Below are 21,403 nucleotides of genomic sequence, written 5' to 3' on the forward strand. Positions count from 1 at the left end.
CTCCTGGACTAATTCAAACTTAAACTAGCACTTTTTCAAGGGCAGCTGTAAACAGCTTCATTTCGTCCATGGTACCCATGCTTACTCGGCACCAGTTTTTACCATAGATTTCAAAAGCTCTAACGCCAACACCTTCGGCGGTCATTTTTTCTAAGAAAGGCTTACCGTCCATTTCTATTGGGAATATGATAAAACTTGTAGAAGACGGTACATACTCGAAACCTAATCTATCAAGATTTTCATACACATATTCCCTACATTCCTTATTCAGTTTTCTAGACTTATTCTTGAATTCAATATCTTCCATACTTGCCATTGCCGCATATACGGATGGAAGCGATATACCCATACCGCCACGCGTAATTTTTTGGATAATGTCCAAGGTTTCCGGTTGGGCAACTACATAACCTACACGTAGACCTGCCATACCTTGGATTTTAGAAAATGTACGGGCTATAATAACATTTTTACCTTCGTTGATAAGCGATACCATACTCTTTTTTGCTGCATCGTCCAAAAAGCCCAAATACGCTTCGTCAACAAATATTGGAGTCTTTTCAGATACACGTGAGCAGAAATCTATTAGTTCTGCATGGTCTGTCATACTACCCGTTGGGTTATTGGGGTTACAGATATAAACCAATTTTGTGTCTTCATCTATTGCCGCTTCCATTGCCGCTAAATCATGAGACCAATCTTTTTTTAGTGGAACTGGTTTCCACGTAGCGCCAGTTGCCTGTGCCACTTTAATCAAAGACATGTATGCTGGGTCTGCAGAAACAATGTTTCCTCCATTTTGGAAAAATACCATAGCGGTTTTTTCCAATAGATCTGAGGAACCTGGACCCATCATAATATTCTCTTGTTTTACACCTTCTTCTACGGCTATCTTATCCATAAGCTGGTAGAGCTCTTTCCAAGCATATCGGTTTCCTTTTGGTGCATATTTTTGCATGGCGGAAACGGCCATTGGCGAAGGTCCGTATGGATTTTCATTTGCATTCAGTTTTGCTGCAAGTTCCAATGGTTGTGATGGTGCGTATGGTAAGTACTCTTTAAAAAACGGAGTGTAAGGTATGTTGCCTTTTGCATCTAACGCAATAGGTTGTGATGGGAAAGCACCATAGGTCAAATAGGGTGCCGCCATTACACCTGCGGCGGTAAGAACCCCTTTTTTAAGCCAATCTCTTCTGTTTACATTTGTTTTCATAATGTGCTATGTTTAAGTTAAAAGTTTCTAGTTTGTTTCAACAGGAACGGCATTTGCGCCAATATTTCCTTCTGCTACCACAGTACTGTCTTCCGGACTTAAAGAAATGCTTACGTGAGCATCCAATGAATCTATTGTATCGTAGAACGAAGAGTCTGCAATAAGAAAAAACTTGTTTGCGGCCAACTCTCCGGTAGATCCGTCTACGTCATCCAGTGAAATGGATACTGTACTACCCATGCCAACGGCACCATCAATTATAACGGCCGGGTGTAGCGTATCTTCAATAGTGTTGTAAAGTGATATTTGTACCAAGGTCTGGTCCAGGTCAGTTTTCCAAAAAACGATCCTCCCGTAGACATTGGAACCCATTGGGTCAGTTGAATCTATGGTATATGCAGTGTAGGTGTCCAAAGTGCCACCACCTTCGGCTACCTCTTGAGCTGAATCTAATCGCTCTAGATCACATGAACCGAATGTTATTAAGATTACAGTTAGTACACTTAACTTTTTTATATATGTCTTTATCATTTTCTTAATTTTTAATATTAAACATCAATTAGAAGCTTAGTGTAGCCCTTACTGAATAAAAAGCACCTAGAGAACCTTGCTGAGCATTACCATATAGGTAAAAACCTCTTTCTTCTGATCGATATAGATCTGGATAATTATTGAAAATATTTTGTCCGGTAAGGGTAAAGGCCAAATTTTCAGAAGCTTTATATGTTAATCCAAGGTCAGCGGTAAGCTGGGCTGAAAATGTTTGGTCAGAATAACCTTGTTCTCCAACATTTGGGAAGTTGGCATCGGTCAAGGTGCCAATTCCGTCATCTATTCTAGCAATTTCCCCAAAATAGTTACCTCTTAACATTCCTGACCATTTTCCTAAGCTATAGGTAGCCGATGCAATAAATTGTGTATTTGGTACACCTTGCTCATATGCACCTATTACGGCACGGTCAATATATAGGTCTTCTAGTTCTTGATCGGTCAATTCCGTATTAAGGTCAGGAACGTTTGCGCCTTCAAAGGTTCTGTCCGATAGTAATCCGGAAACGTTTAAATTTAACATTCCCTCGCCAACTCTATCACTGTAATTGGCTACTATTTCTATACCTTTTGTACTGATATCACCACCGTTAATTCTAAAACTTGCCAAACCAGAACCTATTAGTGGTTCTAAAACTGGGGCATCAGCTGCGCTGAAGTTACCAGTGCTGAACAAACGGTCTTTAATATCAATTTGAAAGGCATCAATACTAAGATCTAATTTTTTGAAAAGCTTTGCGGTAATTCCCAGACCAATGTTGGTAGATCTTTCTTCCTGTAACTGTTGTATGCCAATAGTTTTTGCGACTTGACTGCTATTTGGATAGAGAGTTCCATCAAACGGTTCTAAATCAACAAAAAAGGTAAATGTATGTGAGTAATTTAATTCTTGTAATGAAGGTGCTCTAAAACCATTACTGATAGATCCCCTAACTGATAAGTTATCCGATATAGAGTAACGAGTGGCAAACTTTCCTGTAAAAACCCCACCAAAGTCAGTATATTGTTCTGTACGAAGTGCACCACTTACAAACCATTTGTCCGTAACATCTAATTCCAGGTCTAAATAAAGACCGGTAACCGATCTAAAAGCATTTGCCTCGTTCTCAGGTGCAAAACCTCTAAAACATTGGCAATTTGGACTGTATTGTAATACAGGGTATGAGCTAACACCTGCAAATGGTAATACAAGAGGGGCGCCATTGGCATCAACAAGTGGACTTCCGTCCAAACCTTCCAACGGAAAACCGTCAGGTCCTATAAGTGGTTGATTGTCTTCTGTTGCGGTAACAAAACCCGCATCGCCAGCAGCGTAACTTTCTTCCTGTCCTCTTTCAATAATATAATTCTCAATTCTAAATTCTCCTCCTATGGCTATGTTTAGTCCAGATAGGAAATCTGGATAATATCTTGAAAGATCAAAATTGGCCGTGTTCTGTGTGAATTTGTGGGTTCCCAGATCCATTTCTGTTGGTGAAGCGGATTGTAGACTGGCGTTGAATGTATTAAACTGCCCAAGTCTTTGTGTGTTGGTGCCAAAGGTATTGCTGAAATCAAAGTCCCAATCGCCTAATTTTCCTTTAACACCACCTGTAAAGGCCAAATTGGTTTGCTCATTGGTCATTTGTGGTCTAAAACCGTTTGGATACAAGTCAAAATTGAAACGATCGGTTTGTGCTGATCTTCGATAAAAACATCCAAATAGCTGTCCAGATTTGTAACCAAAGTCACCAAAGGAATAAAAGCTGCTTTCAGATGTTTCAGAAAGTGGTATTTCCAGGTCATAGGATACTACGCCCAATACACTTGGTGATAAACCTGCAAAGGTTGATATATCTCTTGCGGTAAGGCCACGTGCGGCAAGTAGGCCTGCATCTGTCTGTAATTCTGCCGCAAGTGAAGCGTCTCCAGCTGTTTGTGCTGCCAAAAGTTCTGGGTTGGTTATTATAGGGTTACCTTGTGCATCTGTTCGTTCATTGTTCAGGTAAGAATCGCCATAAGGTGTAGCGCCACTAATATTGGGGCGTATGGCTGCTTCATTTTGTCTGTAGGTTCCTGCTACGTTAAGATATCCGCCGTTTTCAAAAGAGGTTCCATAGTTAATTCCAAGTTGATGTGTTATACCATCTATTCCATCGGTATCGTTTAGTAAAGCTTGATCGGATTCACTAATGTTGGAATCACTGATATCCGGGTTAGAGTTGGTATAAAAACCGGCAGTGTAGTTTGCCGTAAATTTATCGGTACCTTTTCTAGTAACTATATTGATCACCCCGGCGATAGCGTCAGACCCATATTGGGCAGAGGCACCATCACGTAACACTTCCACGCGGTCAATGGCATCCAAGGAAATGAAATCCATATCAACTGAGTTTGCAGATCCACCTGTTGCAGAACTTATCAATTGTGCTCCACTATGGCGTCTTTTACCGTTTACCAATACCAATAATTGATTGGGACCCAAACCTCTTAAGGAAGGAGGTGTAACCGAAGCGCTTAAGTCGCCACCTTGGGATCTAACAGCGGTAAAAGATGGTGCGGATGCCACAAGTAACTGACCAACATCCAATTGTGGCATATTAATGGCCTGTTTGCTGACGCTTATTACATCTACAGGAGCTGCGGTCTGTAATTTTGTTCTTGATTGCCCTCTGGAACCTACCACAACGGTCTCCGTTAATTGCTGTGCGGATTCTTCTAAAGTAGCGTTGATCGTGGTTTTGCTATTAACCGGTATTTCTAATTTGGCGTATCCAATGAATGAATACACTAGTGTGGCATCACTTGCCGCGGTAATAGAGTATAGTCCGTCAAAATCTGTAATTACCCCTTTGGTAGTGCCTTTTACCATAACGTTAACGCCGGGCAAGGGACCTTGTGCATCTGATACTTTACCGTTAATTGTAATTTCCTGTGCTTGTGCTATGAAAAGTGTACATAGTAACAAGAAGGATAGTGTTAGAATTTTCTTCATAATCATGTGAGTTTAGTTGTTGCTCAATGGTGCACCTACCTAATAGCGATCCTATGGTTAGAAGGAGCGCTATTGGGGGAATACCTTATGCGTAAAAGAAAAGTTCCGGATACTTTACAGGTCAATTGATCATGTTATTAGGTGACCAAATGACTTATACAATATTATAAATTGTTAGAGCAAATTAAAAATAGCTGTAACTCGTTAGCTATTGATTATGAATATGTTGTGAGGGTGTTATTTGAATTATCGACAGTTTTTTTAATAAAATCTATCATTAATTCAGTTTTTTCATTTTTTAGAATTGAAAATGTGCTAATCTGGTATTATTGTGTGAAAATGTGCTTTTTATGTAATTAATAATTTGATTAGAGAAAAATAAACAAAACATCAATAATTGGCTTTTTTATTGATTTATTATCACTAAAAATTAGATTATTATAAATTAAATTTGTTAAAAATGCTTAAAAGCCTATAATAATTCAACGATAATTCAATATTTATTGAAATAGCCGTTTAAACCTTTAGCACAGATGAGAAACAAATTAGATCAGGTTGATTTCAATATTTTAAACATTTTAGCTGAAAATGCGCAAACTCCATATACGGACGTAGCCAAAAAATTGATCGTGTCTCCCGGTACGGTCCATATGCGTATGCGAAAAATGAGAGAAATGGGATTGATTACCGGAGCGACACTTAGTTTGGATTATGCAAAGATGGGCTGGAAGATGACTATATTCTTAGGTATTTTTTTGAGTGAGATTAGTCTCTTTAAAAAGGTAATGGCTCGTCTGAACGAGATAGAAGAAGTGGTTAAAATTCATCATGTAACGGGCAAATATGATGTTTTTATAAAAATGCATGCAAGGGATAGTTTTCACTATAAGCAAGTATACCAAGACGAAATTCTTAGCATATCCGGTATACGCGGTATAGAATCTTTCATTTCTATAGAAGAAAATTTAGAACGCCATATTAGATTTGTGGAAGTTGAAGAAGATTGATTATATCAGTTTCATTTCTGTAGGATTCCAGTGTACAGGTTGTTTTCTTGTATAGCTTTCATTTGCCAAAAGTGCCGCGCCTACTGCTCTAAGTCCAAATTTTGGGTCTTGTATTACTTTTCCATTTTCTCTTATGCTGGTAAAAAAAATAAGAAAATGGTCATAATGCGCTCCTTTATAAGTACCAGGTGCTTGCCAAGTAGTTGACCCCGTGGCTAAACTACCAGCTCTATTACTTAATTTTTTTGATGCAAAATCTTTTCTGATAAAAATTTCGCGGTAATCTCTTGTCACAAAAATATCATTGCCCCAAAGTTCTTTTGCTCGCTCTAATCGACCTGTATATAAATCACATGCCGCAACAATTTTTACACCTGTTACTTGTAATGCTGCTTGGGTATCATAAATACCCTGTATACCAGAACCAATTAAGGCAATGTTTATTTGGTCATTTATATTAAACTCTTCTTTAACGTAAATCCTTTGTAAAAGTATTTGCTGTTTTGTAGCCGTTGATAATAAAAAAGGTGACCTACCTAATGCTGCTGAGGTTATAGATGCACGTTTTATGAACGATCTTCTTGAGTTGTTCTGACCCATATTTTGGTATACATTATAAATTATGGTTGTACGCTATTAAAATTACCTAAAAATATTGGCTATTAGACATATCGTTTAAGCATATTCTTAGTTTTATTGGGATAGGGATTTCCTGTTTTATGGTCGTTCACCTAAGTAATCTGCCAATTGGCAACATTTATGATTTTAATGGCATTAAAATTTTCAAGAACAACGTAATTTTGCATTCGCTTAAAAAAGAGATTTGTTAAAAGATATACTTATTGCAGCACTTTGGAGCATCTCCCCATTAGGAGAAGCCAAGGTAGGTATACCTTATGGTCTTCTACAGGGAGGTAATATTTACGTAATCTTCGTGGTCTGTTTTTTGGCCAATGTGCTTGTTTTTCCAATTATGATGTTTTTTTTAAACACGGTCAATAGGTATTTACTTAGATGGCATTTTTATAAGAAGAATGCAATATTTGTGGCAAGACGGGCAAAAACTGGTTCTGGGGATCAAATTAAAAAATACGGATTCTTCGGTCTTATATTTTTTGTAATGTTACCTGTGCCCGGTACCGGGGTTTATGCAGGTAGTATTGCCAGTTATTTGTTTAAAATTGAAAGAAAAAAAGCTTTTTTAGCAAATACTATTGGTATATTTTTATCTTCTTTGATTGTTTGGGCAACTACTTTGTTGACCATGAAGGGAATGGCATAAATTTTAATTTCAAAGATTTTTTATCCATTTATTTTGTGAATAACTATACCTAATATTAATTTCATTAACAGACGTTGCCTTTTAAATTTGTAGCTTTTTTAAGCTATGGATACCCTTAAAATTGGTGATAAACTTTATAATGTTGAGCAGAATGGGTTCAACGATTTTGCGCGATATTCTTTTTCTGAAGTTGTGCGACTTACCGAAACTTTAGCGGTTTTAAAAAATGGTGTAAGACTCATAAATAGACCTAAACAGTCATACATTGTAGAAGATGTTGGCTATTCCGTGAATAGGAATAAAGGTACGCATTGGCATATTGTTTCTTTAAAAGCCATACGAAATGCCCAAATTGAAAATGAAAAAATTAAGGTTCATGATTGGTTTGAGGAAAAGCAATTTACTTTTAAAGAGAAGCAATACATCTATAAATTGTTCCACTCTAATGAGGGAAAATAATATGTAAAAATAGTTTGGTTTTTATAAGAAATGAAAAGGTCGTTTTTTAATTGAAAAACCTTTACTACCTTTACGGCGTTGTGTTGTGTCTCAAAGAAATTTGAGGCAATTGTGTTTATCGGATTTAACCGATAGAACCCAATGAAAGGCTTTCCATTAAGGGAGGCTTTTTTTGTTTTTGGTCATTTATAACTTGTGGATTACATAGTGTATCAATGATGCCGCTAATTTTGCCGTTTGGTCATCAATATCATATTTTGGATTCAATTCTACCACATCCAATCCTATTAATTTTCCTGATTCTATTATAAGTTTAAGACTTTCAATTACAACGTCTGGGGAAAAACCCATTGGGGAAGGTGCGCTTACGCCCGGCGCATAAGCTGAGGAAAAACCATCTAGGTCTATGGTAGCGTACACATAATCTACATCTTCTAGAAATTGAATTATCCTTAGTTGTACATGTTCAAGGTAGTTCATGTTAAAGTACTTCTGAAAAAGGTAGTTGACTTGGTGTAGCTCTGCAAATTCAAATAGATCTTTTGTGTTTGCATCTTTTCGTATACCTAAAGCCATGTACTTTATTGAATCACTGTTTTTGGCGTGATCAAACGCAATTTGATAAAATGGTGTTCCAGAGTTACTACCATTGGTATTTGCCCTCAAATCAAAATGAGCATCAAAATTTATAATTCCTATTTTTTCTCCGGATTTTATATGTTGACGTAAACCGTTATAATGCGCGTAGGCTAAGTCATGACTACCGCCTAAAAGGACTGGTGTGGTTCTGTTTTCTATGAAATAGTTTACTGCATTGGTACATTCTATTTGCAGTTCTTCTAAATCTTGATTAATACATTGCAAGTTTCCAAAATCTATCAATTGCGTATCTTCACCTAAATGATTGGGCATTTTACCCAATTGTCTACGTATGGCATCCGGACCCAAAGCTGAACCGATTCTGCCATGATTTCGCCTTACTCCTTCATCGCTACTATAACCTAACAATGCAAAAGTTTTATTCGTTTTAAAAGGAAATGGCTCATTGAGGTTAGAAAATAAAACTTTTTCGTGCAGATATAGCTGTTGGTCAGATGATCGACCAAACCAAGTTTCTGGATTTGCTAGCTTATAATTGAACATATCATTCTATCTATAGGAATTATGAAATAATAAACTACCCAAAACAAGGATAATCTAAATTTTAAAAAAGGGTTTTATTACAACGAATAAGTAATAAAAATCTTACTTTATTATAGCGTTAATTGAGATGAATTTCTGTTAAACTCATGAAGTTATAATATTTTGATCTAAAACAGATTGTCTACATACTTGTTTGCCACTAAGTTAGGTATGGTAACTTTAAGAGTTTTCGTTCTTTCCATTTCTCGTTGTAATGCAAACATTGCTTCTTTATTTCTTGCCCAGCTTCGTCTTGCAATACCATTGTTGACATCATAAAACAACATGTTTTTCAATTTGCGCTCTGCATCTGTAGAGCCATCTAGTACCATACCGAATCCGCCGTTGGTGACTTCACCCCAGCCTACGCCACCACCGTTGTGTATAGATACCCAGGTTGCACCTCTAAAGCTATCGCCAATGACATTGTGTATGGCCATATCTGCTGTGAATTTACTGCCGTCGTAAATATTACTAGTTTCTCGGTATGGAGAATCGGTGCCGCTTACATCATGGTGGTCGCGTCCTAAAATTACCGGAGCACTTAACTTTTTGTCTTTAATTGCCTTGTTGAATGCCAAGGCTATTTTTGCCCTTCCTTCGGCATCGGCATATAGAATTCGAGCTTTGGAACCTACCACTAACCGGTTTTGCTCAGCTTCAGAAATCCATTTAATATTATCTTCTAATTGTTGTTGTATTTCTGATGGAGCTTCTTTTTTAATCTCTTTTAGCACTTGTAAGGCAATGGCATCTGTTTTTCTTAAGTCTTCCAATGTACCAGAGGAACAAACCCATCTGAACGGTCCAAAACCATAATCAAAACACATGGGTCCTAATATATCCTGTACGTATGACGGATATTTAAAATCTATATTGTTCTCTGCCATTACTTCTGCACCTGCTCTTGAGGCTTCGAGTAAAAAGGCATTTCCATAATCAAAAAAGTATGTGCCTTTTTTGGTGTGTAGGTTTATAGCGTTGGCATGTCTTCGTAACGATTCTTGCACTTTCGTTTTAAATACCTCAGGTTGCTTATTCATCATTTCGTTAGACGCCTCAAAAGTTAACCCAACTGGGTAGTACCCTCCTGCCCATGGGTTATGTAAAGAGGTTTGGTCAGATCCTAGGTGAATGAATAATTCTTCTGCAAAAAATCGCTCCCATACGTCTACAACATTGCCAATAAAAGCCAATGATACTATTTCTTGTTTGTTTTGGGCTTCTTTGGTTCTTTCTACTAAATCATCAAGGTTGTCTATTAATTCGTCTACCCAGCCTTGTTCGTGTCTTTTCTTTGCGGCAAGTGCATTCACTTCTGCACAAATGGTGATGCATCCGGCAATGTTACCGGCTTTTGGTTGTGCGCCGCTCATTCCGCCTAAACCTGCAGTTAAGAATATTTTTCCGTTGGCATTTTCATCCGCCTTCAGTACTTTTCTAAATGCATTCATTACGGTAATTGCGGTACCGTGCACTATGCCTTGCGGACCAATATACATATATGAACCCGCGGTCATTTGACCATATTGGGTTACACCAAGCGCATTGTATTTTTCCCAATCGTCTTGTTTAGAGTAATTGGGAATCATCATTCCGTTGGTAACGACAACTCTTGGGGCATCTGCTGATGAAGGAAACAAACCCATAGGATGACCAGAATAGATATGCAAGGTTTGCTCCTTGGTCATTTCAGATAAGTACTGCATGGTCAAAAGGTATTGCGCCCAATTCTGAAAAACGGCACCATTGCCACCGTAGGTAATGAGTTCTTGTGGATGCTGGGCTACCGCTGGATCTAAATTATTCTGGATCATTAACATGATCGCTGCAGCATGACTAATCCGTGCCGGATATGCTGAAATAGCTCTTGCATGCATATCATAATCTGGCTGAAAACGATACATGTATATTCTACCATATTTTTGTAATTCCTCTGCAAATTCAGGTGCGAGAACGGCATGCCAGTCTGCCGGAAAATAGCGTAGCGCATTTCTGATCGCCAATTTTTTCTCTTCTTTTGAGAGTATTTGCTTTCGGTTAGGAGCATGGCTTACCGTTGAAGAACGCTCTTTTCTTGGAGGTAATTCTGTAGGTATTCCCATTTGAATCTGTGCTTTAAAATCCATCTTTAATATTTTAAATTTCGAAAAGTCTAAATTGGTTTAGAACCTTTAAATTTATTTTCCAACAACCAACAACCAACAACTACTTATGTCTATCAAAAACCAAGACCCCATTTTTCCATATCATACAGGGCTTTAAATTTCCTTGGTTATAAAGAATATCTTGATAATTATCTGAGTGAAAAACGGCCAAGTCAGCTAAATGTCCCACTTCCAATTTACCGCGGTCTTCTAATTTTAAAGCGGCTGCGGCTCTAAAAGTGATTCCTGCCAAGACTTCGGCATTGGTCAATTTTTCAAAAGTTCCCAATATACTGGCCTGGGTCAATAAATCGCCCATAGGGGCAGAACCTGGGTTGTGGTCACTGGCTATGGCGAGTGCTGCACCGGCATCTAATAATTTTCTTGCGGGCGTAAAATTGCACCCAAGTCCTATTGAAGCACCTGGTAAGGCTACGGCTATGGTATCACTGTTTGCCAAAAGATCAATTTCGTTGTCCGTACTAGCTTCAAGATGATCCGCGCTAATAGCATTATAATCCACCGCTACCTTGCTTCCACTTGTTGAAAACTGGTCTGCATGTACGGTGATGTCAAAATTCAGGTCGTTCGCTTTCAAGAAATATGCTTTTATATCTTCCGAAGAAAAAGCGCTCTGTTCTATAAAAGCGTCAATTCTATTTGTTAGATTTTTTTCTTTGAGAACTGGGAATAACTCTTCGCTGATCATTTTTAAGTACGCTGTTTCGGTTCCCTCAAAATCCTTGGGTAACATATGTGCGGCAAGACATGTAGTTATCAATTCAGGTAATGCCACTTTATCGGCTTCTTTAATAGCGCGGAGCATTTTCAGTTCCTCATCTACTGTTAATCCGTAGCCACTTTTAACTTCTAGCGTTGTGGTACCGTTTTTTAAATGACGATTGGCTCTTTTTATGGTGTTTTTGGTCAATTCTTCCTTACTCGCTTTTCTGGTTTGGGTAACGGTATCCCAAATACCACCACCTGCATGAGCAATTTCTAAGTATGATTTTCCGGCATTTCGCATGGCATAATCTTTAGCGCGTGATCCGCCAAAGCAGATGTGGGTATGAGCATCTATAAAACCGGGTAAGCAAACATGATTTCCTTTTAGTTGATGAATAGCTATTTCTGGGAATTTCAATTTTAAATCTTCAAAATTGCCTATTGCCAAAATCTGTTCATTTTCTATTACCATACCGCCATCATCAATGATCTTTAGTTCATTGTCTAAAATGGCGCCTTTTAGTTTTAGCCCCGTCATGGGAATAATCTGTTTAAACGGACCTATGAGTGTTCTCTGTGTCATGCAACTAGTAATTTTCGAACTCTTCTGAGTGTTTTGTTTTTAAAGATATGTTATGTTCTGCTTGTACGCGGTCTATAACGTTTAGTATTGTCCGATCCTTGATCATTGCAATACCCTTTTCAATATCATCTGCAAATACACGGTCTTTGCTGGCAAAGGCAACACGCTCACGAACGGCATTATGAACTTCTTCTAAATAAATGCCCGATTTCAATGGTTTTCTAAATTCAAAAGCTTGGGCGGCTGTCAACAACTCAATAGCCAATATTTTTTCAACATTGCCAATTACCTGCAATGCTTTTCTACCGCCAATGGAGCCCATACTAACATGGTCTTCTTGACCAAGTGAAGTAGGAATACTATCCGCACTCGACGGAAAACATAGTCCTTTGTTTTCACTTGCCAAAGCCGCAGTGGTGTATTGTAAGATCATATATCCGGAATTGATACCTGTATCGTTCATGAGTAATTTGGGCACACCGGGACTATTTCCTTCCAGAGAAAGATAAATTCGACGGTCTGAAATATTACCGATTTCCGATGCGGCCAAACATGCATAATCCAATGCCATTGCTAGAGGCTGACCATGAAAATTACCACCGCTTATGGTCAATTCTTCATTGATGATAACAGGGTTGTCCGTAACCGAATTTAATTCTACTTCCAATAATTCTTTAAGATGTAACCATGCTGTTCTTGAGGCACCGTGAACTTGTGGTATACAGCGAATGGAGTAGGGGTCTTGTACTTTTTCGCAATCTACATGGGCTTCCATAATTTCTGAACCCTTCAGTAATTTTTTAACCCTTTTTGCAACATGGACATTTCCTTTAAATGGGCGTAAGGCATGTAGTTCATTGTAAAATGGTTTTACTGACCCTTGTAGACCTTCTATCATCATAGCGCCAATAACATCTGCCTGAGCTAAAATAGCATGTAATTGTACTACCACTTTTACGGCATGTGCCGCTATAAATTGAGTACCGTTTATAAGTGCCAACCCTTCTTTTGGTCCTAAGGCAATAGGTGCTAACCCTGTTTTTTTGAAAAGAGATGCTGTTGAAATTATTTCACCTTGGTATTGCACTTTACCTAAACCAATTAATGGTAAAAATAAATGGGATAACGGAGCTAGATCCCCAGAAGCACCAACAGATCCTTGGGAGGGGACCACAGGTGTGGCATCATTTTCAATGTGCCAGATTATACGGTTTAAGGTTTCTATGGCTATTCCCGAAAATCCCTTGGCCAGTGACTGGGCTTTAAGGATCAGCATTAGTTTAGCGATGTCATTGTCTATGGGTTCACCAACACCAACGCTATGACTTTGAAGTATGTTGGTCTGTAGAATATTGGTTTCGGACTTTGATATTTTGGTCGTGCAGAGCGGGCCAAAGCCAGTATTTATGCCGTAAACGGGATGACCTTTATCTACAATGTTTTGAACTATTTTCCAGCTATCGGCTATTTTTTGTTCTGTAGTTCTGGAAAGTGTTACCGCATATTCATTGTTTACGATCTGCATGGCTTTGCCCGCCGTAAGCCAATCTTCTCCTAATTTAAAGGTCTGTTTCCCCATAGCTTTTGCTTTTCAAGAATTTTATTAAAATTAATATCTATTTTTAATACTTGGTAATATCAATTTTATCATCAAATCATAACTATGAGTAATCAAATAGAATTGCGGCACCTAACGTATTTCTTAGCGGTAGCCCAAGAATTACACTTTAGAAAGGCCGCGGAAAAATTATTTATTTCCCAACCCGGTCTCAGTAGGCAAATAAAGCAAATGGAAGAAATTCTTGAAACCCAATTGTTTGAAAGAACCAAGAAAAAAGTGGGTTTAACACCTGCGGGGCACTATTTAAAAAAAGAGGTTGAATACATATTCAGCCACATGGAAAAAGTAGAGCGTCAATTGAAATTGGTAGGAGATGGTGATAGTGGCGAGTTACGGATCGGTTTTTTGGGATCTGCTATGCAACAGGTAATTCCAAAAATGCTTTTACGGATAAAAGATAAATATCCTAAAGTAAAAACATCTTTAGAAGAGCTTTCTAATTTTGCCCAGGTAGATGCGGTTTTAAAGGATAAGTTAGATATGGGGTTCGTCCGCGTGAGTAGGGTGCCTAGTACATTGGAAATGAAAACGGTATTTACCGATACTTTTTCTCTGGTATTGCCAGAAAGATATCCTATGTTGACCAGGGAGTTTGATGGTATGGAACGATTTGCGAATGAAGATTTTATATTATTTAGTCAGGCGTATAGTCCGTTGTATTATGATACTATTATCAGTATATGTAAAGATGCGGGATTTGCTCCAAAAATTTCTCATAAATCTGTTCACGCGCATACCATATTTAAATTGGTAGAGAATGAAATGGGCATAGCTATTGTACCCACATCTTTACAAAATGGCTTTCAAATGCGGGTAAAGTTTATTGAGTTGAAGGAGATACCCCAAAGAGCTAATTTGTCCGTCATTTGGAAAAAGGAACATACCAACCCTGTTCTTAAGAATTGTATGGAGTTGCTATTGGAAGGATAGAGTGACACTATCGAGTAAACTTTAATACTTATCTAACAGTGAGTGGTCATTTGAAAAGTTAATTTTACTTTTTTGAGAAAAGAGAAAATAGAATAGTGAAAATAGAGCGTGATGCGCTTAACGTATTGCGTGCAGCGAACAAACGAACAACGAACATTATGATATTAGATATAATTAAGAAGAGACGATCGGTATTTCCGGTACAATATAATGGTAAGCCCATTGGGAGAGCGGATATAGAGAAGGTTTTGGAAGCTGCAAACTGGGCGCCAAACCATAAATGTACAGAGCCTTGGCGATTTAAGGTGATTCAGGGGGAAGCAAAAGGTAGGCTAGGTAATTTCTTATCTAAAAAATATGAAGAGCTTGATCCTAAGCCAAAGGCAATGAAGATTAAGAAATTGCAAGAGAACCCTAAAATGGCGGGCGCAATTATTGCAATTTGCATGCAAAGAGATCCTAATGAATCGATTCCGGAATGGGAAGAGGTAGCTGCAGTAGCTATGGCAGTTCAGAATATGTGGTTGCAGTGTACAGATATGGGTATAGGATCGTACTGGTCTTCACCGGGACTTATAAAACACATGGGCGAGTTTTTAAGCTTAGCCAATGGTGAAAAATGTCTAGGATTTTTTTATATGGGTAATTTCGATGGCGAATTGACCGACGGTAAACGCGAACCTATTGCAACTAAAACCGAATGGATATCGGAGTAATTACTCCATTAGTTAAAGTAAGGAAATAGGGTGTTACTATGCTCCCAGGCTTTTGAAATGAAGAGTCCTAGATAGACAATAGCGACCATAAATTTCAAAAATGTCCCCGTTAAAAAACCTAAAAAAGAACCAAAAGCCGCTTTCGTAGCGGTTTTTTTATCCGCTTTATTTAATAACTCTCCTACTAAGGCACCTACAAAGGGCCAGATAATAATTCCGAAAGGTCCTAGAACTGGGAAAAATAAGGCAACCAATAAACCTATGGTAGTACCAATAACACCAGCTTTTGTACCTCCAAATTTTTTGGTGCCCATGGCCGGTATTACATAATCTAACCCAAAAACGATCAATGCAATCGCCAAGGTAATGCCCAAGAAGGTCCAGTTCATGGCTATAGCGCTAGTAGAGTAGAGTAAAAGTAGACCTACCCAGCTAATTGGTGGTCCAGGTAGTACAGGTAAAAAACTGCCCAGAATGCCAACGAGCATTAAAACAAACCCAAGAGCTAATAAAAAAATATCCATTGTAAATAATTAGTGTTGCTTATTAGACTAATATAGGGTGCATTTGTTACATGGACGGTAATCATAATAAAATTTTTCAACTATAAAATTAGTTTAAACTAAATATTTAGTTATATTTGACCATAGAACTAAAAGATTAGTTGAATGAAACAATTGACAAAAGCAGAGGAGGAAGTAATGATCGTATTGTGGGACTTGCAGAAATGTAACGTAGCATCGATCATTGAAAAATTACCGGAACCAAAACCCGCTTACAATACCGTTTCAACCATTGTAAGAATACTGGAGAGCAAGGGTTTTGTTGATCATGAACAACTGGGCAAAGGCTATTTGTATTTTCCTTTGGTTAAAAAATCGGACTATAGTAATCAGTCCATCAACAAATTGGTAGACGGTTATTTTCAAGGTTCTTTTAAAAGTATGGTGTCATTTTTTATGAAGAAGAATGATATGAGCCTGTCAGAATTAGAATCGGTACTAAATGAAATTAAAAAGGAAAAACCATGATACAATACATTTTAGAGAGCATTGCCTTTCAGCTTCTTTTCTTGGTTGTTTATGATTTTTACTTGAAAAAGGAAACCTTTTTTCAATGGAACAGATTATATCTGTTAGGAACGTTTGCATTGTCTTTGATTCTGCCTTGGGTAAAAATTGAAGCTTTTAAGCAACAGGTTCCACAAACATTTGCTCCATATCCTGAGTATTTATGGAAATTGCAAAATGAAGCTGTTGTAGCGCAGGTTCAAGAATCATCGGGCTGGAATATTACTTGGCAAGAAGGTATTCTTTATGGCGGAATGTTAGTGGCTTTGTTCCTATTCTGGTTAAAAATTAGACAATTATACCTTTTAAGAAGGAGCGGAGAGAGGGTTGTTTTTCCATCATTTACCCAAATTATAATCGCAAATAGCAACATAGCTTTTTCATTCTTTACATCGATTTTTATTGGAGACAAGGTGTTGAAAATGAAACACGATACCATAATTGCCCATGAATTGGTACATATAAAACAAGGGCACACGTACGATTTGTTGTTCTTTGAGTTTATGCGAGTTATAGGCTGGTTTAATCCGCTGGTGTACGTATATCAAAATCGTATTTCAGAATTACATGAATTTATTGCCGATGCTCAAGTATCAAAAGAGCACAAATCAGATCATTATGAGCAGTTGTTAGCTCAGGTTTTTCAGACCGAACATATATCATTCATCAATCAATTTTTTACAAAATCATTAATCAAAAAACGAATCGTCATGTTACAAAAATCAAAATCAAAAAAAGTTTGGCAGTTGAAGTATTTACTATTAGTGCCAATGGTGTTAGGAATGCTGTTATATACTAGTTGTGAAATGGAACCTAAATTAGATGATAAGGATACTATTGATAGTACTAGCTTAAAATCCAGTCAAAATTTTGCTTTCGCCGAAGTTGATGAAGTTCCAATTTTTCCGGGTTGTGAAGATGCAGACGATAAGCGTGCTTGCTTTAATGAGAATATGCAGCAACATATTAGTAAGCATTTTAACTATCCTCAAGCTGCACAAGTTGCCAATATAGAGGGGCGAGTATATACTATGTTTGTGATTTCTTCAGAAGGTACTATTGAAAATATTAAAATGCGTGGTCCGGATAAGCTTCTGGAAAATGAGGTGGAACGCATAATAAAAAGGTTACCAAAGATGACCCCAGGGAAGCATCTCGGTAAAGCAGTTAATGTACCTTTTTCAATTCCTGTTGTTTTTAAATTGGATTACCTAAGTTCTTCTGAGTTTTCATTTTCAGAAGTTGATGAAGTTCCAATCTTTCCGGGTTGTGAAGATGCAGACGATAAGCGTGCTTGCTTTAATGAGAATATGCTGCAACATATTAGCAAGCATTTTAACTATCCTCAAGCTGCACAAGTTGCCAATATAGAGGGGCGAGTATATACTATGTTTGTGATTTCTTCAGAAGGTACTATTGAAAATATTAAAATGCGCGGTCCGGATAAGCTATTGGAAGATGAGGTGGAGCGAATCATTAAAAGGCTACCACAGATGACTCCGGGAAAGCAATCAGGGAAGGCCGTTAATGTACCTTATTCAATTCCTGTACAGTTTAAGTTGCAGTGAGTCTAAAGATAAATTTTATAGTAGGTTTTAATTGTTGAAATAACTCCTCAAAAAAATCGTAATTTCACCAGTAGAACAGGTGAAATGAAACGAGTTATCTATTTTCTTGTGTTAATTTTAATAAGTTCATGTTCGTTCTTTGAGTCTAAACAAAAAAGAACGCAAGAACTTATTGATGAAGAATTACGACATATAGATTGGAACAGTGTAGATTCATATCCGTTCTTTTACACTTGTGATGAAGCGGTTACTAAAGATCAGCAGAAAATTTGCTTTGAAGAAACCTTGATCTCCCATTTTCAAGAAACCTTAAATGATTTTGAATTTACTTTGACCGATAAGGAAAGTGAAACTGTTGAGGTTATTTTTGTTATTGATACCTTAGGTAAAATAAGAGTTGCAGATATTTATAAAAATGAATTAGTATTAAATCAAATGCCAGAATTTGATGGTGTTATTACGCAAAGCTTAAAGAATCTTCCTAAACTTGCACCCGCTTTAAAAAGAGGAATTCCGGTAAATACCAAATACCGTATTCCCGTTCAACTAAATACAAATTAAGCATATTGGCGAACGAGAAAATTATATTGGGTATTGACCCTGGAACGACAATAATGGGTTTTGGACTCATTAGAGTAGTGGGCAAAAAGATGGAATTTATTCAAATGAACGAATTGCTTCTTCAGAAATATAGCGACCCTTACACGAAATTGAAACTCATTTTTGAACGTACCATAGAACTGATCGATACCTATCACCCAGATGAAATTGCAATTGAAGCTCCTTTCTTTGGCAAGAATGTACAGTCTATGTTAAAGCTTGGTAGAGCACAAGGTGTTGCTATGGCTGCAGGCTTATCACGTCAAATACCAATTACAGAATATTTGCCAAAAAAAATTAAAATGGCGGTTACCGGTAATGGTAACGCCAGTAAAGAACAAGTGGCAAGAATGTTACAAAGTGTATTAAAACTTAAAACACTCCCTAAAAACCTTGACAGCACTGACGGATTAGCTGCTGCCGTTTGTCATTTTTACAACCAAGGAAGAGTTGATGTGGTAGGTAAAAGCTACTCTGGTTGGGATGCATTCGTGAAGCAGAATGAGAAAAGAGTGAAAAAGTAGTTTCCAGTTAGCAGTGCCAGTGCCAGTATCAGTTAGCAATGGCAGTAATATGTAAAAACAATGTATGCAATTTCAAGATTTATTGGCTTATAAGAAGTCTTTTGCGCATGCCATGAAAATATTTCATGTTTCAAAAAAGTTTCCTAAAGAGGAGAAATATTCTTTGACTGACCAAATTAGACGTTTGTCTAGAAGTGTAAGCGCTAATATTGCAGAAGCATATCGAAAAATAAGTTATCCTAAACATTTTGTAAGTAAGTTAACCGATAGTGACGCTGAGAATTCGGAAACACAAACATGGTTAGAGTTTGCATTAAAGTGTGAGTATATTGAACAAAAAGTGTTTAATGATTTAATAAGTGATAGTGAAGAAGTAGGTAGGCTTTTAAATTATATGATTAATAACCCAAGTAAATTCTGTTCAAAATAAGAACTGAAAACTGGCACTGCTAACTGATACTGAATACTGATACTGAATACTGAAACTATGTCCGGAATCTACATCCACATCCCATTTTGCAAGCAGGCTTGCCATTATTGCGATTTTCATTTTTCTACTACAATGGGGAAGAAGGAAGCAATGGTGAAGGCATTGTGTAAAGAGCTGGAATTGCGCAAAACCGAGTTTTTAGGTGAACAAGTAGCTACTATTTATTTTGGTGGTGGTACACCTTCGGTCTTAGAGACGGTAGAGATTGAACAACTGATTGCGGCGGTTCGTGAACATTATGATGTTGTGGACCGTCCGGAAATTACCTTAGAGGCAAATCCTGATGATTTATCCGAAGAGAAAATTATGCAATTGGCAGTTAGCCCAATTAACCGATTGAGTATTGGTATTCAATCTTTTTTTGAGGAGGATTTAAAGTTGATGAACCGTGCTCATAAAGCTATTGAAGCAGAAAAGTGCTTGCAATTGGCGAGCGCACATTTCGATAATATTTCAATTGACCTTATTTACGGAATGCCTAATATGACCTTAGATCGGTGGAAACAAAATATTGATAAAGCACTAAGTTTCGGTATTCCTCATATTTCAAGTTATGCCTTAACGGTTGAGCCAAAAACGGCATTGGCGAAATTTGTTGAAGACGGATTGATTACGCCCCCTACCGACGAAGAAACTCAAGAGCATTTCAACTTGCTGAATGAAACCTTATTGTCAGCAGGATTTGATTGCTACGAAATTTCCAACTTTGGGAAACCCGGTTATTATTCCCAAAACAATTCTGCTTATTGGCAACAGAAAAAGTACATAGGTGTTGGTCCGTCCGCACATTCTTTTGATGGTGTGCAACGTGGGTGGAATATCAATAACAATCCCAAATACATAAAATCCATAGCACAGAACATAGTACCCATGGAGGTTGAGGTACTTTCTTCGACCGATAAGTATAACGAGTATGTGATGACGGGCTTGCGTACTATATGGGGAGTTTCCTTATCTAGAATTTCAACCGAATTTGGACCTAAATACAAAGAGTACGTTCTACTACAAGCTGATAAATTTATAGAAGAACACTTGCTGTTCGTGGATGGTGACATCTTGAAAACCACTAAAAAAGGCATGTTTTTAGCCGATGGTATTGCGGCAGATCTGTTTATGGTGAATTGGAAATAGTATAAAACGTATTGTCAGTTCGAGTGATTTTTCATTGAAGAGAAACGGAAATGAAAAATTGTAAAGAGAACAGGTTCGTACCACGTGAACTTCTCGATACCCTCCTCGACGGCGAGCAAGCAAATTTTCTCGTGCCTCGTAAATTCACTCGAAGTGACATTGGTGCTTGAAATAATCTGTTTGTAAAGATTGAAGTATAACGTACTGTCAGTTGGAGTGGTTTTTATTGAAGTGAAACGGAAATGAAAAATTGTATCGACGGGTTTTGGAACACGAGAGCTTCTCGATACAAATTTCCTTGTGCCTCGTAAATTCACTCGAAGTGACATTAGTGCTTAAAATAAATCCGTTTGTAAAGGTTGAAGTATAACGTACTGTCAGTTCGAGTGATTTTTTATTGAAGTGAAACGGAAATGAAAAATTGTATCGACAACGGGTATTCGAACACGCGAGCTTCTCGATACCCTCCTCGACGGCGAGCAAGCAAATTTTCTCGTGCCTCGAAATTCACTCGAAGTGACATTGGTGCTTAAAATAAATTGTTTGTAAAGGTTGAGGTATAACGTACTGTCAGTTCGAGTGATTTTTTATTGAAGTGAAACGGAAATGAAAAATTGTATCGACAACGGGTATT

At 37.6% G+C, this 21,403-nt stretch carries 20 protein-coding genes; 11 read left to right on the forward strand and 9 right to left on the reverse strand.

Annotated features, from left to right (window positions below):
• Nucleotides 1–19: 19 nt before the first annotated feature.
• The 3 genes from PXC01_RS06245 to PXC01_RS06255 are packed head-to-tail and all read right to left on the reverse strand — an operon-like array spanning nucleotide 20 to nucleotide 4,733.
• Nucleotides 20–1,210 (reverse strand): pyridoxal phosphate-dependent aminotransferase, encoded by a 1,191-nt coding sequence (locus PXC01_RS06245; RefSeq protein WP_276471468.1) that lies wholly within the window; start codon nucleotides 1,208–1,210, stop codon nucleotides 20–22.
• 27 nt (nucleotides 1,211–1,237) lie between these two features.
• Nucleotides 1,238–1,741, reverse strand: a complete 504-nt coding sequence (locus PXC01_RS06250; RefSeq protein ID WP_276471469.1) for a hypothetical protein — start codon at nucleotides 1,739–1,741, stop codon at nucleotides 1,238–1,240.
• 28 nt (nucleotides 1,742–1,769) lie between these two features.
• Complete coding sequence (locus tag PXC01_RS06255; RefSeq protein ID WP_276471470.1) at nucleotides 1,770–4,733, reverse strand: TonB-dependent receptor; 2,964 nt, start codon at nucleotides 4,731–4,733, stop codon at nucleotides 1,770–1,772.
• Nucleotides 4,734–5,266: 533 nt separating this feature from the next.
• Between PXC01_RS06255 and PXC01_RS06260 the strand changes: the two genes are divergently transcribed.
• Nucleotides 5,267–5,740, forward strand: a complete 474-nt coding sequence (locus tag PXC01_RS06260) for an Lrp/AsnC family transcriptional regulator (RefSeq protein WP_276471471.1) — start codon at nucleotides 5,267–5,269, stop codon at nucleotides 5,738–5,740.
• Here PXC01_RS06260 and PXC01_RS06265 read toward each other — a convergent pair whose 3' ends face one another.
• Entirely contained in the window at nucleotides 5,741–6,340 is a 600-nt protein-coding gene (locus PXC01_RS06265) for a Gfo/Idh/MocA family oxidoreductase (protein WP_276471472.1), read from the reverse strand.
• Nucleotides 6,341–6,563: 223 nt separating this feature from the next.
• On the opposite strand from PXC01_RS06265, the gene PXC01_RS06270 reads away from it, so the two are divergent.
• Complete coding sequence (locus tag PXC01_RS06270; protein WP_276471473.1) at nucleotides 6,564–7,022, forward strand: COG2426 family protein; 459 nt, start codon at nucleotides 6,564–6,566, stop codon at nucleotides 7,020–7,022.
• 105 nt (nucleotides 7,023–7,127) lie between these two features.
• Nucleotides 7,128–7,481 carry a pyruvate kinase gene (locus tag PXC01_RS06275; protein WP_276471474.1) on the forward strand — a complete coding sequence of 118 codons (354 nt, stop codon included), beginning with the start codon at nucleotides 7,128–7,130 and terminating at the stop codon, nucleotides 7,479–7,481.
• 186 nt (nucleotides 7,482–7,667) lie between these two features.
• Here the strand turns inward: PXC01_RS06275 and hutG are convergent, their stop codons facing one another.
• The 4 genes from hutG to hutH all read right to left on the reverse strand — a co-directional run bounded on the left by hutG (nucleotide 7,668) and on the right by hutH (nucleotide 13,698).
• Nucleotides 7,668–8,624 (reverse strand): formimidoylglutamase, encoded by a 957-nt coding sequence (gene hutG, locus PXC01_RS06280; protein ID WP_276471475.1) that lies wholly within the window; start codon nucleotides 8,622–8,624, stop codon nucleotides 7,668–7,670.
• A gap of 167 nt (nucleotides 8,625–8,791) precedes the next feature.
• Nucleotides 8,792–10,792 (reverse strand): urocanate hydratase, encoded by a 2,001-nt coding sequence (locus PXC01_RS06285; RefSeq protein WP_276471476.1) that lies wholly within the window; start codon nucleotides 10,790–10,792, stop codon nucleotides 8,792–8,794.
• A 79-nt stretch (nucleotides 10,793–10,871) separates the two neighbouring features.
• Nucleotides 10,872–12,119 (reverse strand): imidazolonepropionase, encoded by a 1,248-nt coding sequence (hutI, locus tag PXC01_RS06290; protein ID WP_276471477.1) that lies wholly within the window; start codon nucleotides 12,117–12,119, stop codon nucleotides 10,872–10,874.
• A gap of 4 nt (nucleotides 12,120–12,123) precedes the next feature.
• Complete coding sequence (hutH, locus tag PXC01_RS06295; RefSeq protein WP_276471478.1) at nucleotides 12,124–13,698, reverse strand: histidine ammonia-lyase; 1,575 nt, start codon at nucleotides 13,696–13,698, stop codon at nucleotides 12,124–12,126.
• 84 nt (nucleotides 13,699–13,782) lie between these two features.
• Here hutH and PXC01_RS06300 point away from each other — a divergent pair, with 84 nt between their 5' ends.
• The gene (locus PXC01_RS06300) at nucleotides 13,783–14,670 is read left to right on the forward strand and encodes a LysR family transcriptional regulator (RefSeq protein ID WP_276471479.1); all 888 of its coding nucleotides are present in this window, start codon (nucleotides 13,783–13,785) and stop codon (nucleotides 14,668–14,670) included.
• Nucleotides 14,671–14,828: 158 nt separating this feature from the next.
• Entirely contained in the window at nucleotides 14,829–15,386 is a 558-nt protein-coding gene (locus PXC01_RS06305) for a nitroreductase family protein (protein WP_276472113.1), read from the forward strand.
• Between the two features lie 8 nt (nucleotides 15,387–15,394).
• Here PXC01_RS06305 and PXC01_RS06310 read toward each other — a convergent pair whose 3' ends face one another.
• The gene (locus PXC01_RS06310) at nucleotides 15,395–15,910 is read right to left on the reverse strand and encodes a DUF456 domain-containing protein (protein ID WP_276471480.1); all 516 of its coding nucleotides are present in this window, start codon (nucleotides 15,908–15,910) and stop codon (nucleotides 15,395–15,397) included.
• A 144-nt stretch (nucleotides 15,911–16,054) separates the two neighbouring features.
• On the opposite strand from PXC01_RS06310, the gene PXC01_RS06315 reads away from it, so the two are divergent.
• From PXC01_RS06315 to hemW, 6 genes are all read left to right on the forward strand, one after another.
• Complete coding sequence (locus tag PXC01_RS06315; RefSeq protein WP_058104028.1) at nucleotides 16,055–16,417, forward strand: BlaI/MecI/CopY family transcriptional regulator; 363 nt, start codon at nucleotides 16,055–16,057, stop codon at nucleotides 16,415–16,417.
• Nucleotides 16,414–18,024 (forward strand): M56 family metallopeptidase, encoded by a 1,611-nt coding sequence (locus PXC01_RS06320; RefSeq protein WP_276471481.1) that lies wholly within the window; start codon nucleotides 16,414–16,416, stop codon nucleotides 18,022–18,024. The genes PXC01_RS06315 and PXC01_RS06320 overlap by 4 nt, the downstream gene beginning before the upstream one ends.
• A gap of 84 nt (nucleotides 18,025–18,108) precedes the next feature.
• Nucleotides 18,109–18,585: a hypothetical protein gene (locus tag PXC01_RS06325; protein WP_276471482.1), complete on the forward strand. Its 477-nt coding sequence runs from the start codon at nucleotides 18,109–18,111 to the stop codon at nucleotides 18,583–18,585.
• A 5-nt stretch (nucleotides 18,586–18,590) separates the two neighbouring features.
• Complete coding sequence (gene ruvC / locus PXC01_RS06330) at nucleotides 18,591–19,148, forward strand: crossover junction endodeoxyribonuclease RuvC (RefSeq protein WP_276471483.1); 558 nt, start codon at nucleotides 18,591–18,593, stop codon at nucleotides 19,146–19,148.
• A 64-nt stretch (nucleotides 19,149–19,212) separates the two neighbouring features.
• On the forward strand, nucleotides 19,213–19,578 hold the full coding sequence (locus PXC01_RS06335; RefSeq protein ID WP_276471484.1) for a four helix bundle protein: 366 nt from the start codon (nucleotides 19,213–19,215) through the stop codon (nucleotides 19,576–19,578).
• Between the two features lie 57 nt (nucleotides 19,579–19,635).
• Nucleotides 19,636–20,769, forward strand: coding sequence for a radical SAM family heme chaperone HemW (hemW, locus tag PXC01_RS06340; RefSeq protein ID WP_276471485.1), 1,134 nt, complete (start codon nucleotides 19,636–19,638; stop codon nucleotides 20,767–20,769).
• Nucleotides 20,770–21,403 lie beyond the last annotated feature (634 nt).

Origin of the sequence: Maribacter huludaoensis, assembly GCF_029350945.1 — a bacterium.
Taxonomy (GTDB): domain Bacteria; phylum Bacteroidota; class Bacteroidia; order Flavobacteriales; family Flavobacteriaceae; genus Maribacter; species Maribacter huludaoensis.